This is a genomic window from Psychromonas sp. B3M02 (assembly GCF_003318165.1).
GTDB lineage: Bacteria > Pseudomonadota > Gammaproteobacteria > Enterobacterales > Psychromonadaceae > Psychromonas.
The window spans coordinates 16,307-29,920 of record NZ_QOCB01000097.1 but is presented as its reverse complement, the minus strand read 5'-3'; the positions used below and the strand labels follow the sequence as shown (position 1 = coordinate 29,920).

At 38.1% G+C, this 13,614-nt stretch carries 14 protein-coding genes; 10 read left to right on the top strand and 4 right to left on the bottom strand.

The window, feature by feature from the left end:
* From DS885_RS10425 to tpiA, 7 genes are all read left to right on the top strand, one after another.
* Window positions 1-975, top strand: a complete 975-nt coding sequence (locus DS885_RS10425) for an ABC transporter permease subunit (protein ID WP_113819371.1) — start codon at window positions 1-3, stop codon at window positions 973-975.
* Window positions 965-1,855 carry an ABC transporter permease subunit gene (locus DS885_RS10420; RefSeq protein ID WP_113819370.1) on the top strand — a complete coding sequence of 297 codons (891 nt, stop codon included), beginning with the start codon at window positions 965-967 and terminating at the stop codon, window positions 1,853-1,855. Before DS885_RS10425 ends, DS885_RS10420 begins: the two co-directional genes overlap by 11 nt.
* The gene (locus DS885_RS10415; protein WP_113819369.1) at window positions 1,855-2,865 is read left to right on the top strand and encodes an oligopeptide/dipeptide ABC transporter ATP-binding protein; all 1,011 of its coding nucleotides are present in this window, start codon (window positions 1,855-1,857) and stop codon (window positions 2,863-2,865) included. Before DS885_RS10420 ends, DS885_RS10415 begins: the two co-directional genes overlap by 1 nt.
* 2 nt (window positions 2,866-2,867) lie before the next feature.
* Window positions 2,868-3,647: an ATP-binding cassette domain-containing protein gene (locus DS885_RS10410; protein ID WP_113819368.1), complete on the top strand. Its 780-nt coding sequence runs from the start codon at window positions 2,868-2,870 to the stop codon at window positions 3,645-3,647.
* Between the two features lie 377 nt (window positions 3,648-4,024).
* Window positions 4,025-5,863 (top strand): EAL domain-containing protein, encoded by a 1,839-nt coding sequence (locus DS885_RS10405; protein ID WP_113819367.1) that lies wholly within the window; start codon window positions 4,025-4,027, stop codon window positions 5,861-5,863.
* Window positions 5,864-5,966: 103 nt separating this feature from the next.
* A complete protein-coding gene (ttcA, locus tag DS885_RS10400) occupies window positions 5,967-6,896 on the top strand; it encodes a tRNA 2-thiocytidine(32) synthetase TtcA (protein WP_113819366.1) in 930 nt (309 codons plus the stop codon).
* Between the two features lie 172 nt (window positions 6,897-7,068).
* Window positions 7,069-7,821: a triose-phosphate isomerase gene (gene tpiA, locus DS885_RS10395; protein ID WP_113819365.1), complete on the top strand. Its 753-nt coding sequence runs from the start codon at window positions 7,069-7,071 to the stop codon at window positions 7,819-7,821.
* Between the two features lie 23 nt (window positions 7,822-7,844).
* Here the strand turns inward: tpiA and DS885_RS17535 are convergent, their stop codons facing one another.
* Window positions 7,845-8,009, bottom strand: coding sequence for a hypothetical protein (locus tag DS885_RS17535; protein WP_181817757.1), 165 nt, complete (start codon window positions 8,007-8,009; stop codon window positions 7,845-7,847).
* A 312-nt stretch (window positions 8,010-8,321) separates the two neighbouring features.
* Between DS885_RS17535 and DS885_RS10385 the strand changes: the two genes are divergently transcribed.
* Both DS885_RS10385 and DS885_RS10380 read left to right on the top strand, forming a co-directional pair.
* A complete protein-coding gene (locus DS885_RS10385; protein WP_113819363.1) occupies window positions 8,322-8,978 on the top strand; it encodes a Bax inhibitor-1/YccA family protein in 657 nt (218 codons plus the stop codon).
* Window positions 8,979-9,075: 97 nt separating this feature from the next.
* A complete protein-coding gene (locus tag DS885_RS10380; RefSeq protein WP_113819362.1) occupies window positions 9,076-9,678 on the top strand; it encodes an arylesterase in 603 nt (200 codons plus the stop codon).
* Window positions 9,679-9,708: 30 nt separating this feature from the next.
* On the opposite strand, the gene lolE is transcribed toward DS885_RS10380, so the two are convergent.
* Genes lolE through DS885_RS10365 form a run of 3 tightly spaced genes read right to left on the bottom strand, consistent with a single transcriptional unit; the run spans window position 9,709 to window position 12,852 of the window.
* A complete protein-coding gene (gene lolE / locus DS885_RS10375; protein WP_113819361.1) occupies window positions 9,709-10,950 on the bottom strand; it encodes a lipoprotein-releasing ABC transporter permease subunit LolE in 1,242 nt (413 codons plus the stop codon).
* Entirely contained in the window at window positions 10,950-11,633 is a 684-nt protein-coding gene (gene lolD / locus DS885_RS10370) for a lipoprotein-releasing ABC transporter ATP-binding protein LolD (protein ID WP_113819360.1), read from the bottom strand. The genes lolE and lolD overlap by 1 nt, the downstream gene beginning before the upstream one ends.
* The gene (locus tag DS885_RS10365; RefSeq protein ID WP_113819359.1) at window positions 11,626-12,852 is read right to left on the bottom strand and encodes a lipoprotein-releasing ABC transporter permease subunit; all 1,227 of its coding nucleotides are present in this window, start codon (window positions 12,850-12,852) and stop codon (window positions 11,626-11,628) included. Before DS885_RS10365 ends, lolD begins: the two co-directional genes overlap by 8 nt.
* Before the next feature lie 204 nt (window positions 12,853-13,056).
* Here DS885_RS10365 and DS885_RS10360 point away from each other — a divergent pair, with 204 nt between their 5' ends.
* Window positions 13,057-13,614 carry a PilZ domain-containing protein gene (locus DS885_RS10360; RefSeq protein ID WP_113819358.1) on the top strand — a complete coding sequence of 186 codons (558 nt, stop codon included), beginning with the start codon at window positions 13,057-13,059 and terminating at the stop codon, window positions 13,612-13,614.

Genomic DNA, 13,614 nt, shown 5'->3' with positions numbered 1-13,614 from the left:
ATGCTGTCATTCTTAATAAGACGTTTAAATCTATTAGTCATCACGGCGTTTATTTTAACGATACTCGCCTTTGCCATTGATCGTACCATTTTAATACATCACCAAACGAAAGCACCTATCGCGCAAGATTATATTCTTCAATATTTTGCTTATTTATGGGATCTATTAAGTGCAAATATTGGTCACTCTGCATTAAACCATCAACCATTATTACAACGAGGTTTAACCTTCTTTGCTTCAACTTTAGAACTGTGTTTTGTTGCACTATTGTTCTCATCGATCATCGCCATTCCATTGGGTTTATTAGCAGGATTATTCCGTAATACTAAATTAGATTACGCGATCATGACTATCGCTATTATAGGATTAGCCTTGCCGGTATTTTGGGTCGGTGTGATGGCCGGATTATTACCAAGTGTATGGGGGGATATATTACCCGTGGATGGTAATATGAGTTTAGTTTACGACGTACCAGTAGTCACTGGGTTTTTATTAATAGATACCTTATTTGTTACCCCGCAATATGGCCTGTTTGCATTTTTTGACCGCGTTGCACACTTAATATTACCTGCGGCGGTATTGTCCTTCTTTCTAATTGCTGAAATTGTCCGTTTAACACGGCACTCAATGACCATGGTGATGCGCAGTAATTACATTCAAACCGCTTATGCTAAAGGTTTCTCTCGTACCAAAATTGTATTTGTACATGCTTTAAATAACGCCCTGCCGCCAATTATTCCGCAGCTACGATTACAACTCAGCACCATACTCTCTTTTGCCATGACCATTGAGATTGTATTTAATTTAAACGGTATAGGCACCTGGCTCTACAACTCCTTAAAATCAGGAGATTATCACGCGTTACCTGCTGGCATGTTAATTATCACTGGGTTTATTTTAATATTTAGTATTGCTATTGAAATCATGATGGTGATTATTAGCCCGATTAGAAGAGGTTCGTTATATGCTAATTAATAACGGCTTTAATGAAGATAAAATTCAATCGCCACTGCGTTATATTTGGTCTATTTTTAAGAGCAAAAGCATTGCAGTATTGGCTATGTGGGCCATTGTCATTTTAATTTTTATCTCACTATTTGCATCCTGGATAGTACCTCACCCACCATTATTACAAGATCCTGAACAGATGTTGTTACCACCTTATTGGGTTGAAGGTGGCACGATTGACCATGTGTTGGGCACTGATGAACTAGGTCGCGATACCCTATCTCGCTTGTTTCATGGTGTACAATATACTTTAGGCGGCGCGTTAATCATTACCTTTTTCGTTTCTCTTATTGGTATGACGATTGGTGCGGGTGCGGCCTTAACAAAAGGGGTAAAAGCCAGTATTTTACATCATCTATTGGATGCCCTATTAGCTATCCCGTCATTACTATCTGCGCTGATATTAATTACTTTTTTTGGCCCGAGTTATATCAACTGTTTGATCGCCATTGCACTGTCTTTATTACCACAGTTTATTAGAGCCAGCTTTTTAGCCATAGAACAAGAGTTAAATAAACAATATATTATTGCTTTACAACTAGATGGGGCTGCAAAAACGCGATTATTTAGATATGGTATTTTACCTAACATTCTTGAGCCTACTATCACTATCTTAAACCGTCTATTTACTATGGCGATTATAGAGATCGCAACTTTAGGGTTTTTAGGCTTTGGGGCGCAATTACCGCAAACAGAACTAGGAGCCTTAATCGCCAATAGCATGGAGTTAATTTATTTATCACCTTGGTTAGTGGCTTTTCCTGGTCTGGCTATCTTTATTATCATCATTATCGTCAATGTCTTTGCAGAAGGTTTACGTCACGCAGTGATCGAGGGGGAAGAATAATGGCTTTATTAGATATTAGAAACCTCAGTATTGATATCGAAACCGCTCAAGGCAAGATTCGTGTGATTGATAAAGCAACATTGAATATTGTTGATGGCTCGATTCATGGCTTAATCGGTGAATCAGGTTCAGGAAAAACCTTAATAGCGAAAGCAATTTTAGGTTTGCACAGCAGTAACTGGACCGTTACTGCTGACCGTATGTTCCTGGATAAAACCGATCTCACTAAGCTTTCTGTCAAAGAGCGACGGAATATACTAGGCACTGAAATATCAGTGATCTTTCAAGAGCCAAGTTCTTACTTAGACCCAAGTCAACGGATACGTAAACAGATAGAATCGGTATTGCCTAAAAAAACTTGGCAACAACGTTTTAGACCAATTCTCAGTAAAATTAAGCGGGTCAGTGTGCCTTCAAGGCGCTTACAAATAAAAGAGCTATTGCATAAAGTAGGTATACAGAATGATGTCGCGGTATTAAAAAGTTTTCCACATCAATTGTCTGAGGGTGTTTGCCAAAAGGTGATGATAGCGATGGCGATTGCCAATAATCCACGATTGATCATTGCCGATGAACCGACAACAGCCATGGAGGCTGTGACACAATCGCAAATATATCGTTTGTTATATAAACTTAATCAACTGAACAACACAACGCTATTAATTTTGAGTAACAACTTTGCCAATACCAGCAGTATTTCTGATTACATGACCCTAGTCTATTGCGGGCAGAGTGTAGAGTCAGGCTCCTATAAACAGATTATGGGCTCAGCAATGCACCCTTATACACAAGCGATGCTTAAAACCATGATTAATAATGAAGAGTTTCATGAGCATAAAGCACAGCTTTATACCTTACCGGGTAATATTCCCTCATCAAACCAATTACCCATCGGTTGTCGACTCGGTCCAAGGTGTCCTAAGGCTCAAAAGATATGCGTTAAGAATCCAACCTTAACCATAAAAAAAGGTCATAGTTACCGTTGCCATTACCCTAGTAAATTGAGTTAGTTATGTCGTCATTATTGAAAGTAACCGATCTATGTAAAAGCTTTAAGCAACCCTATGGTCTTTTTAGTAGTCGCGAAAAAGTAGCCTTTGGACCAGTGAGTTTTACTTTAGAAAAAGGTGAAACGTTAGCCGTGGTTGGCGAAAGTGGATCAGGAAAAAGTGCATTAGTACGAACCATTGCAGGTGTACTCAAGGCAAGCTCTGGTGATATCTATATCAATGGCGAATCTATTTGTACATTAAGTTCCCATAAACGCTGCGTAGCAGTGCGTATGATATTCCAAGATCCAAGCAGTTCACTGAACCCTAAGATGACAGTGGGAAAAATACTTAACGCGCCTATTGAGTTAAATACTAACCTAGATGCTAAACAACGTTATCAACGTATTTTAGATACATTAAAATTAGTGGGTCTATTACCCGATTACTTAGCTTTTTACCCCGAAATGTTATCGGGTATGCAGAAGCATCAGGTGGCTATCGCTCGGGCGATGATCCTAAATCCAGATATTATTTTAGTGGATGAAATCTTAACCACTTTGGATATTTCTCTTCGCTTTAAAATTGTTAATCTATTATTAAAAATTCAACAAGCAAAAGGCCTTAGTTACATATTTGTTGCTCATAATATGCACCTTGTAAAGCATATGAGTGACCAAATTATGGTGTTACATCAAGGCAAAATTGTCGAAAAAGGGCCTGCTGAAGAGGTCTGTGAACGCCCACAACATGAACAAACTAAATATTTACTCTTAACTCACCAACCTGATTACCGTAAATAATCACAAATCTGAACAGTTGCATTCTTTAAACAATTAAAAGGCAGTTACCCTGTTACTGCCGTGTCTATACTCGCAATGACCCCCTTCCCCCCTTTAATAGCATCTACCATAGTCATTTCAGTCTCTTTAGGTGTTAAAACGACCAAGGTTCAAATAACCCAATTGATGTAACAATTAATCAACAAAAAACTAAATAATGATTTAAAATTGCTATATAATTAAAAAATTAATTATTAATCATATCATTGTTGGAATGTGATGCTGTTCATCCATTCTCTTATTCGAATCAAGTATATGCAGCAAATAGTCATTTTAAGCCTATACTTAATCGTAAAGAAAATGAGTATTTCAATAGGTAAGACCAAAGGAGTTGAAAGATGAACAACCTTGGACGGAATTTTTGGGTATCTAATTTTCTTATTATATTGATCATTATTGCATTAGTGTTTGTTATTAAAGCTTTATTTAACCCAATCCTCTCCAAACAACAGCAGCAATACGGTCTAGATAAGCGACTTGCAGTGTTAAATGACATCACCTCTGAAGCAGATTTAAAACATAAAATCGAAATCAATAACTTTAGTTATATTAAGGTAACCAATGACCGTTTATCGGCACCACTGACCTACATAGAGCAAAAAGAAGCGCAATTATTCCGTAAAATATTACCTATCTCTCCCTCGACACAACACTCTATTTCTACAAACCAAGTTATTGAATACTCAGTCAAAAATTTGGAATACTCTACGCTATATCAACATATCATCTTGTTAATTGTAGCGGCTTTAGTGATCACTACCCTGTTCTGCAACCTACTTTATTTAACCTTGTTTAGAAAAAATGAACAGTTATTGATTGAAGAAACACTAGATGACAGTGATGTAAAATCTATCTTTACCATAGCGGCTAAGGCAATTAAGCAAAAAATCAGGAACTTAAAGTCTGATGTTTCTGATAAAGAGATGAGAATAAACAAGTTAAGCAATCAGGCCAATCGAGACAGTCTCACTGAGTTAAATAATCGTCATGCTTTTCGCTCTGAACTAACTGAGCTATTATCCAGTGACAACAACCAAGATCATGCCATCTTATCTGTGATTAGAATTTTCGAATTATCAACGGTTAATGCCAGTCGCGGTTTTCAACAAGGTGATCACTACTTACTTAATGTTGCCAAAATTATTAAGCAAGTTGCATTAAATTATGCCAACACACAGGTTTTCCGTATTAGTGGGTCAGACTTTGCCGTTATTGCACATAACATGACCACTACTGATGCACACAAATTCAGTGATGAATTAAAATTTAAATTTGACCAATACCAGGCCACCCATAACCTTGAAAGTGTAGCTTTTAATGGTATGACGCGAGTTTCAGCTAAACAGTTACCAGAGCATGTGTTAGCAAGAGCTGATATTGCCCTGGCCAAAGCACAAATAGCTGGACCCAATGCATGGGCGCTTGAAGAGCACAGTGAGTTCCAATTAGGAGAGCAACATTGGCGAGCCGTGATCAACGAAGTGATTGAGAAACGCTCATTTACTTTTTTACAGCAGCCGGTGCAAGCTATTCATCGTAATATGAAAGGGTATCAAGAGATTTATACCCGCTTTTTAGGCGAAAACGATAACATCATTCCAGCCAGTACTATTTTCTCAATGGCACAACGCATCGATATGATTGTGAAACTTGAGCAATTAATTATTGAACGCACTATTGCCAATTACCGACAAAAAAGTGATTTTAATACGCATTGGGGCATTAACGTCAGTTATGCCTGTATCCAAAACAGCGCCTTTCTTATTTGGTTAGAACGTTTGCTCTTAAAAGAGTCTGATATTGCCGGTTCATTAGTATTTGAAGTGCATGAAAAGCCGCTAGATAACCACCTTACCGCCAGCAAACGCTTTTTTGACATGTTAAAACGTGCGGGCAGTCGATCTGCCATCTGTCGATTCGGTAAAGGTATCTGTTCATTCCGTCTGTTTAAAGAGTTAAAACCTGACTACATTAAGATTGACTCTAGTTTAATTGTGGATATCGAACATGACAGCACTAACCAGCAATTTATTCGCATGATCATAGATGTTGCTCATCGCATGGAATGTCAAGTAGTCGCCGAAGGGATTGAACGACTTGAGCAAAAACATATCCTAGAGCATATGTATATTGATGGCATACAAGGTTTCTTAATTGCTCGCCCTACCCCACTATAAAGGCTAAAACACAAAGGGCGAATAGTCAGTTCAGCCCTTTACATCTACACTTCTCTTTTTATACAATGCGCGTGCTTTTAACTCTCCCTAAACAAGGCTTACAATGACGCAGCAACTTTCAGAAAAAGAACAATTTAAACTCAAAAAATTAAACAAAGTGTTGCGTAGACAAACGGGTCAAGCGATCGCAGATTACAACATGATTGAAGATGGCGATAAGGTCATGGTTTGTGTATCGGGCGGAAAGGATAGTTACACACTTTTAGAGATGCTGAGTCAGCTTAAGGCCGTTGCGCCAATTAACTTTGATATCATCGCCGTTAACTTAGACCAAAAGCAACCGGGCTTCCCTGAACACATCCTACCTGAATACCTATCTAAATTAGGTGTTGATTACAAAATTGTCGAGCAAGATACTTATAGCATAGTCACAGAAAAGTTAGAGCCAGGCAAAACTACCTGTAGCCTATGTTCTCGTTTACGCCGAGGCATCCTATATAATACCGCAAAAGAAATTGGTGCAACAAAAATTGCTTTAGGGCATCACCGTGACGATATGCTCGCTACTATGATGCTTAACCTATTTTTTGCAGGAAAAATGAAATCAATGCCAGCAAAATTAGTCTCGGACAATGGAGAACATCTTGTGATCCGCCCTCTGGCTTATTGTAAAGAGAAAGATATTGAAGCCTTTGCAACATTACAGAGGTTCCCAATTATTCCTTGTAATCTATGTGGTTCTCAACCAAATTTACAACGAAAATTAACTGAAGAGATGCTCAGTGAGTGGGATCAAAAATTTCCAGGCCGCTTAGAAACCATGTTTACCGCAATGCAGAATGTGGTGCCATCGCATTTAGCAGACACTGCGCTATTTGACTTTAAGTCGATTAATAATCAATCTGGCGTGATTGATGGTGGCGATATTGCCTTTGATAAAGAGTCCTTCTCTAATCCGACTCACAGTGAAGAAAATACAGACAATGAGTTCTATCAACAGCAACCCGCAGTGCAATTTACCCAAGTAAACTAAGACTTTATTGATTGAACACAATAAAAATGGGAGTTTCAGTCAAGCCTTACTTGTATTTACAGTTGATAACAGATAATTTACTGGGATAGATCACAAAATGGTAAGTGAAGTGATTTTTAATTACCAAAATGTCTGAAAAGCATACAATTTTAATAAACTAACGGAGTTAAACATGAGAACACCTCTTGTAATGGGTAACTGGAAACTGAACGGTACTAAAGAGTCAGTTGCAACATTAATCAAAGGCATTGAAGGCGCAGCTGATGCAGCGAGCAATGTTGAAGTTGCAGTATGCCCACCGGCTATCTTCATTGAGCAAGTTGCTAACTTAACAGCAAACAACAGCATTGAATTTGGTGGTCAAGATGTAAGCACAAACGTTTCTGGCGCATTCACAGGTGAAACTTCACCAGTAATGGTTAAAGAGTTTGGTGCTAAATACAGCTTAGTTGGTCACTCTGAGCGTCGTCAATACCACAACGAAACAGATGCAGTTGTTGCAGCTAAATTTGTTGCTATTCAAGAAAATGGTCTAGTACCTGTTCTTTGTATCGGTGAGACACTAGAAGAGCGTGAAACTGATAAAACTTTTGCTGTTGTTGAAGCACAACTAAAAGCAGTAATCGACGTTGCTGGTATTGCTGCAATTGAAAACTCAGTAATCGCATATGAGCCAGTATGGGCTATCGGTACAGGTAAAGTTGCAACTTCTGAGCAAGCACAAGAAGTTCATGCACATATCCGTTCATGGTTAAATGCACAAAGCGAAGTAGTAGCGGAGAAAGTACAAATCCTTTACGGCGGTAGTGTTAAAGCAAACAGTGCAAAAGAGCTATTCGCTCAAGCTGATATCGACGGTGGTTTAGTTGGTGGTGCTGCACTAATCATTGAAGAATTTGTTGGTATCATCGAAGGCGCTAAATAAGCCCTTTCTAAATACTAATACTATCAAGGCACTTCGGTGCCTTTTTTATGACTCCTCAACAATATTTCTAGTATTGTCATTGGTTTACTACCCTCTTCACCATAACTGACCCCTGTAGCAACCCCATCAATTAACTGTTCTGAATTACCTGTTAAAATAATTGCAGCCTTAGTTAAATATTTAATCAATAGGACCTTAATACCAACCACACTAAGTAACTGAACAATTTTTATTTGTTAAAATAACTTATTACTTCGCTGTAATTTTCGTAAATAGAACAATTGTTTAACTTAAATTACGCCTTGAACTAAGTCATTTTTCCTGCGCAAAATTGTGATCACTTACTTAATATCATTGTTATTACCACAAACACTATATTTTTTATAATTACTATTACCTTGCTCACACTCTGTTAACTAAATTGATACGAAAATACTACACATGCTAAATCCAAGTGTTATGATGTTTATTAATTATTATTTAATCAACTGGAGTAAATTATGAATTCTTCAATTAACACTCATACTGGTAGTGCTGGAGTTTCAATCAATAAAGTATTAAAAAATACTTATATGTTGTTAGGCATGACACTTGCGTTTAGTGCAGTAACTGCAACTATTGCAACAATGGCAGGCATTGGTCCAATGATGTCATTAGTATTAATGCTAGTTGGCTTCGGTTTGTTGTTTGTTGTTTCAAAAACGGCTGACTCAAGTAAAGGTCTTTTCTGGGTATTTATGTTTACTGGTGTGATGGGTGCGTCACTGGGTAATATGTTAAATCACTACCTGGCAATGGCTAACGGTCCTGCACTTATCATGCAAGCATTAGGTACAACAGCGATTATCTTCTTTGCTTTATCTGCATATGTACTAACTACACGTAAAGACTTCTCATTCATGGGCGGCTTCTTAATGGCTGGTATGATTGCTGTCGTGGTGGCAATGATTGCTAACATCTTCCTACAAATTCCATTAATGCAATTAGTGATCAGCAGTGTTGTGGTTATGATCATGTCAGGATTAATACTGGTTGATACAAGCCGTATTATCAATGGCGGTGAAACAAACTACATTCGTGCAACGGTTTCATTATACTTAAACATCTTTAATATCTTTGTTCACCTATTGAGCATCCTAGGTATTTTAGACGATTAATAAAACTAAGAATGATGATAGCGCACTTTTTAGTGCGCTTTTTTTTGCCTACAATTTATATTCATCATTGACCCCTTGCTATTGCCGAGCCAAACCCATGAAAATATACCTTTGTTTATTGTTTATTACCCTACTAACGGCCTGTAGCGATTCCGTCACGTTAACTCCCCTTAACCAGCAACAACCTATCCTAGCTTTTGGTGATAGCTTAACCTCTGGGCGTGGCGCTGAAAAACAGCAAAGTTACCCAGTACAATTAGGTTTGTTATTAGATAAGCAAGTTATCAATGCAGGTGTGAATGGAGAAACCAGTCAACAAGGGCTTAAACGTTTACCTAAACTATTAGACCAATACCAACCGCAATTATTGATCCTTTGCCATGGTGGTAACGATATTTTACAAAATAGAAATTTAGATAAGATGCAGGACAATCTAGCACAGATGATAGAGATGGCACAGGATAGAGGCATTGAAGTGGTGTTATTATCAGTACCAGAAGCGAGTATCTTTTTACCTGATATTGAGCAGTACCAGACATTAGCTAAAGAATATCAGATTCCACTTGGCAATGACATTATGCGGGATGTATTAAAGAAACCTGCTTTACACAGCGATACTGTACATCCAAATGCACAAGGATACCGACTCATTGCACAGGGAGTGTATGACTTACTAACAGAGTACGGTGCGTTAGATTAACGCACCTTATCTCGTATTAAGCGAGTGAGTTTAATGGCTATAACCTAACTCTTTAGCTGGCTCAATATTACTCGCAGTCCAAGCTGGATAAACCGTCGCCACTACACTCATTACAAAAGCGACGACAGTGATCACCATTACCTGTTGATAATCGATTTGTGAAGGTAAGTAATCGATAAAATAGATATCACCCGATAAGAACTTACGGCCAATTAAACTTTCAATCGCAGCAAAAATACTGCTTAAATTTAACGATAGGTAAATCCCTAATAACCCACCAAATAAACTGCCCATCAAACCATTGAACGCACCTTGCACCATGAAAATAGCACGTAATGACCATTTATTAGCGCCCATGGTTTTTAAGATAGCAATATCACCTCGCTTCTCATTCACTGCCATCACTAAAGTTGATACGATATTAAAGCAAGCAACCGCAACCACTAATAATAAAATCACATACATTAATGACTTAACCATCTGAATATCTTGATATAAGTAACCTTGACTAGTGATCCAGCTTTTCACATACATATAAACAGGAATGTTATAAGCCACTTCACGTACTAAAGTTTGTGCTTGTAATACATCATCCACTTTAAAAGCGATGCCCGTTGCATGCTGTACATTCAAAATCTGTTTGGCTTTATTGATATGAATAAAGCCTAAGGTGGTATCAACTTGACCACCCATTTTAAAAGTCCCAGTGAGTGTAAATGCAAATTTGCGTGGGGCCTTTAATTTAACAGAGCTAGGTTGAGGTAATAATAAAGTCACCGTATCACCCACAGCGAGATTAAGCTGTTTAGCCACGGGCTCACCCAAGATAATACTATTATCCGCAGTGGATAATAGCTCCCAGCCTCCCTGCTTAATATACTTCTCAACGGCTGTTACTTGCGTTTCAGTGTCAGGATCTATTGCACGCATTTGCAGTGCTTTCATATGTATATTATTTTGCAACAAAGCATTCATCACAATATAAGGGCTCGCGCCTGCTATACCAGGATGTTCTCTGACTTGGGATAAAATTGCTTTCTCATTTTTGAAATCGCCCTCTACTACCTCTAGTTCCGCATGAGGAATGACCGACAGTAGTTGATCTCTTAGGGCTTTTTCAAAACCATTCATGGTAGAAAGGCCAACAATTAATACTGCGACCCCTAAAATAATGCCAAAAATAGAGGCCATTGAGATAAACGACACAAATTTGTTTTTATGCTTGGCTTTGCTATAACGTAAACCAACAAATAACGATAAAGGTCTAAACATTATTGCGTATCCTGTAAGATGCCGTTACTCATATACAACTGTCGATCTAACTTATTAGCCAACTGTTGATCATGCGTGACCACAATAAAAGCGGTGCCCAACTCGGCATTTAACTCTTTTAACAATTGATAGACAGACTCAGCACTTTTTGCATCTAAGTTACCGGTTGGTTCATCGGCTAACACCAAAGACGGTTTGTTAATCAATGCTCTTGCAATAGCAACACGTTGTCTTTCGCCACCAGAAAGCTCTGAAGGACGATGAGCAACACGCTCACTTAAACCGACACGGGTTAATAGCTCTAAGGCTTTTTGTTGTGCAACTTTAATCGGCTCACCAGCAATCAACAACGGCATGGCAACATTCTCTAACGCTGTAAATTCAGATAACAAATGATGAAACTGATAAACAAAACCTAACTCTTGATTACGCCATTTTGCTTGCTGTTTTGCTGATAACTTATGAATGTTTTTACCATTAAAAATAACTTCACCCGTTGAAGGTGCATCCAGAGCACCTAATAAATGTAATAAAGTACTTTTACCTGACCCTGATGTCCCAACAATTGCTAATAACTCACCTGGCTCAACGGCCAAGTTAATACCTTGCAACACTGACGTAGCTAAACGCCCTTCTTGGTATACTTTGCTTAAATCCTGACAAACTACTATTGAATTACTCATATCTTAATGCCTCAACTGGGCTAACTTTACCGGCTCTGTAAGCTGGGTATAAAGTTGCTAATAAACTTAAAAACATTGCACCCAACATGATGGATACTATTTGGACAGGCTCATGTACAACGGGCAGCAGACGTGTACCGCCAGACGCATTGGCTAATAGATGCAACCCTAAAAAAGACATGATTTCATTAATATACGTACTTAATAACAAGCCTAATCCAGTGCCAATTAATGCCCCAACAATGCCACTAAATGCACCTTGAATAATAAAGATTAAATTAATGGTATTGGCGTTGATGCCTAGGGTTTTTAATATCGCTACTTCAGCACTTTTATCGGTCACCACCATCACAGAAGAAGATAGAATATTAAATGCAGCCACCGCAATAATTAAACAAAGCAGCAACCAGATCATATTCTTTTCCATTTTTACTGCTGCAAATAACTCACCGTGTGTACTGCGCCAATCAATGATCATCTCATCTTCTGCTAAAGTAGGCGGCGTCCAAGTCTCTACTGCAAAAGGTTCTGTGAAATAGAAGCGTAAGTCTGTTACCTGATCGGTTTGAATACGAATTAAACGAGCGGCATCTTCAGCACGCATCAAGACTAAGTATTTATCTACATCAGAGCCCACATCAAACATTCCAGCCACGGTAAAATTTCGCTGGCTAGGCACCTGACCTAAAGGTGTATAACGCACACCACGGGTTGAGGTAATTCTCACTTTATCACCAATGGTCACCCCTAACATACGCGCCAATTGGTCACCAATAATAATGTTATATTCACTCGCTACCAGTTTATCTAAACTGCCCACGACAATATTACTTTTAACTGTGTCACTGGCGTACTTATCGGGGTAAACCCCCTCAATTTTAACGCCTTGCAATCCGGTCTTACTTTGTAAAATGGCTTCAGCATTGATCATAGGTTCAACATCAATGATTAAAGGATCAACGGGAAGTTGATCTATACGCTGTTGCCAATTCGTAATGGTGTTATCTTGGTTGGTTAATTTTGCTTGAGGAATTGAGCCTAAGATACGATCTTTTAATTCCGCTTCGAAGCCATTCATCACAGAAAGCACTGTGATCAACGCCAGCACACCGAGAATAATGCCACCAGTGGAGAATAAAGAAACAAAGGACACAAATTGGTTATTACGCTTGGACTTGGTATAACGTAAACCAATGAAAACACTTAAAGGATAAAACATAGTTACCTTTTATAATAATTATCTAAGACAGATTGGATAAGAACAAGGTGCACTAAAAGCACCGTTAATCTCACTAAATGTAGCCTTAACTTATTGATTACATTTTAATGCCGGTCATTCTAATGTATCTTTATTCGCTAAGACAGACAAAACTCCTAATATAAGGTGTTTCGCCACCACTTAATCACTGCTTGGTTTGTAGATATGAATAATAATGAATACTTTTTAGTAGAACACACACTTTCAATCAACTTAAAGTCAATTGATAAAACGCAGCTTCCTGCCAATCAACTGGCCTTTGAGCAAGAGATCCCAGGTCCATTTCGTATGGCCAGTGATTTAGCACAAGCCGACGCAAACATTCTCGCTCCGTTAAAGTTAAATAACGAAACCAGCAAAGCATTATGGCAATACTTACAAGCTCAAAATCAAAAAATAAATACTCTATTGAGCTATGTATTAACCCAGCAAGATGAAGAAAAATCACGTCATCAAAGTATAAAGTTTAGTGCTGGAAACTTAATCATAAAAAACAATAACACATTGAAAGAAGAAGATATTGTTAGGTTAAAAATATTTTTACCTGAAGAATCATCTGCCATTTATTGTTATGCTACGGTCAGCGAATTAAACGCCGAGCAGTGTACATTAACTTACACGCTTATTCGAGACCAAGATCGAGAGTTATTGATTCGAGCGAGTTTACATATACAATCTCAACAGCTAAAAGATAGAGCTAAATTACGTGAATCAAAGCAATAA